Raw genomic sequence first — 2,435 nt, 5'->3', positions numbered from 1 at the left:
CTATCACGCTCCTTTACATTATTTATTCAATTTAATAATCGGAATGTCCTATCTTCTTTAATGTTAGATTATGAAATAAGTACAAGGATAAAATTAGATTTTTTGAATGTCATCCATTATTTATACATTTTTTTGTAAAGCAAAAGAGCCCTAGTATAAGGACTCTTTCTTAGCATTAAGCTATTTTTCGATTTAACGATTTGATTTCCTTCTCCTTTTCTGCATTTGGAGGGCGGATTACTATAGAGATAACGAAAGATATAACACATAAAACACCGATTGTAATGAAGGTTGGTTGAAATCCACCAAGTAGTGCTCCAATGAATGATCCTGCAAGTGCACCAAATCCGAAACCTTGGTAAACAATCCCGTAGTTTGTGCTATGGTTTTTTAATCCGAAGAAATCCCCAACAATGGCTGGAAATATAGTGATATTACCACCAAAGCAAAAGGCAACACTTGCTACACAGGCAAAATAAATCTCGTAATYTAGTGGAACAAAACTTAAAGTGAAGACGGACAATCCAATAATAATAAATGTAGCAGAGACGATTTTTAATCGACCTATTTTATCTGATAACGTTCCAAGAATAATTCTACCTATTGTATTAAAGATTGCGATCATTGCGACGGCATTAGCGGCAGTCGCTGCACTAAGACCAACGAGCTGCACCCCAATGTCTTTTACCATACCGATTAAATATAAACCACCCATACAGGAAGTAAATAGCATGAAAAACAAGAAATATACTTGTTTAGTTCGCATCATTTCACGCGGAGTATAGTCATTGTGTAATGTTTCAGTTGCGGTGTTACTTACAATTGCTTCACGTAAGAAGAACGATCCGATTAATACTAAAAGTAAGACGATAATACCCCAATATAAAAATGCTTGTGATACACCAAGACTATCGATAAGATTTCCGTTTACATATCTAAAAATTAAGCTACCCATTCCATATGCTGAAACAGATATACCAGAAATAAGCCCTTTACGGTTTGGAAACCATTTAATTAAATTAGATAGTGATGTAATATATGCTGTTCCATCAGCATATCCAACGACAACACCGGCTARTAAATAAAGTAATGGTAATGAGGAAACTTGTGAACTAAGTATTAAACCGAGTCCTAAAACAATTCCAGCTGTAGCGATCAGTTTACGAAGTCCAAATTTTTGTTGTAGCTTTCCTGCAAATAGAGTTGAGAATGATAAAGAAAAACTCGTAATTGAGAAAGTAATCGCGACTGAATTGAGGTTCCATCCAAACTTACTTAMAAGGGGTTGATTAAATAAACTCCATGTGTAAATTGTTCCTAGGCCAATTTGAACAATGATTGTACCTAGAACAATTAACAACGGATTTATAGATGTTTGTTTCATACTAACTGTCCCCTTCTTTTATCATGACATGAATTTTCACAGTTAGTATATCCATGATAAATTGCAAGATACTGTACGGAAAATGGAAATTAAGTTAGCGTACACAAAAAGACACTTCATCAAGAAGTGTCTTTTTGTAGATTATATACAGCATTTAAAGAAAGCTTTGTTAAGATAAGACATTTTCGAATGCTTATGTACATATGTTATCAAATAATTTGCTGAAAGTGATGAGACTTAAGACGTATTTTTCTTTCATAAATAAGTCGGAGAGAAAATTAATATTCAATTTCCTCAAAGTCTTTCGGCTGCGGTACAGTTTGCATATTAGCTGCATCTTTCGGATCGCTATAAATCGCGTTTTGTTCTGTGTTTACATCCTTTATATTTTGCTTTTTATTTTTATTCACTTCATTTTTCATTAAAGTTCACTCCTTTTTATTATAGGAGTAGTTATGCCCTAACCATATTATTTTTACTGCTACTAAATGTATCAGCGACTAAATTGCTAAATTCACGTAAATAATATAAATAATTATCCCCACCATAGTTGTATCTTTTATTGTACATTTTAGCAACGACGACATTATATTCTGGAATGACTAATATCGTTGGTCCTGTAATTCCTAATATTTGATAGGAACCTTTAGGAACTCGCTCACCAAGTTCACTAAATAAAGCAGGTTCATTTTGAACGAACCAAAACAACCCGTTTTGAGGTAGTTCTTTATTTGTATACTCTGGACTTTGTAAGCTCGTAGCAAGTGCTATAACTTCTTTTGGGACAATTTGTTTGCCATTTAAAAACCCGTTATTTAAATGCAGGTTCCCCCAGTATGCAAATTCTCTCGCAGAGACAAACAAATTTTTCTCGGAGCCGTCATCTACTGTACCAACACTATTTATGGCATCTTCATTTGGATTTACAACAACCTTAACTAAATTATCATCTTGCTTTATTCTCCATCCAGTTTCTTTGAAATCAGCAGGTATGAATACACGCTCCTTTAATAGTTCAGGAAAACTCTTATTATACAGCTGATAAATAAGC

At 33.6% G+C, this 2,435-nt stretch carries 3 protein-coding genes; all 3 read right to left on the bottom strand.

Annotated elements, in window-relative coordinates:
* Window positions 1-175: 175 nt before the first annotated feature.
* Window positions 176-1,384 carry an L-lactate MFS transporter gene (locus tag AC1DTM_RS23015; protein WP_477000972.1) on the bottom strand — a complete coding sequence of 403 codons (1,209 nt, stop codon included), beginning with the start codon at window positions 1,382-1,384 and terminating at the stop codon, window positions 176-178.
* A 278-nt stretch (window positions 1,385-1,662) separates the two neighbouring features.
* On the bottom strand, window positions 1,663-1,806 hold the full coding sequence (locus AC1DTM_RS23010; protein WP_002013225.1) for a hypothetical protein: 144 nt from the start codon (window positions 1,804-1,806) through the stop codon (window positions 1,663-1,665).
* A 31-nt stretch (window positions 1,807-1,837) separates the two neighbouring features.
* Window positions 1,838-2,435 (bottom strand): serine hydrolase (locus AC1DTM_RS23005; protein ID WP_477000971.1); only part of this gene is annotated, 598 nt, incomplete at its 5' end.

It is taken from the genome of Bacillus sp. P4_D3, assembly GCF_056401855.1.
The sequence above is the reverse complement of the archived record's forward strand: the minus strand, read 5'-3'. Positions and strand labels throughout refer to the sequence as shown.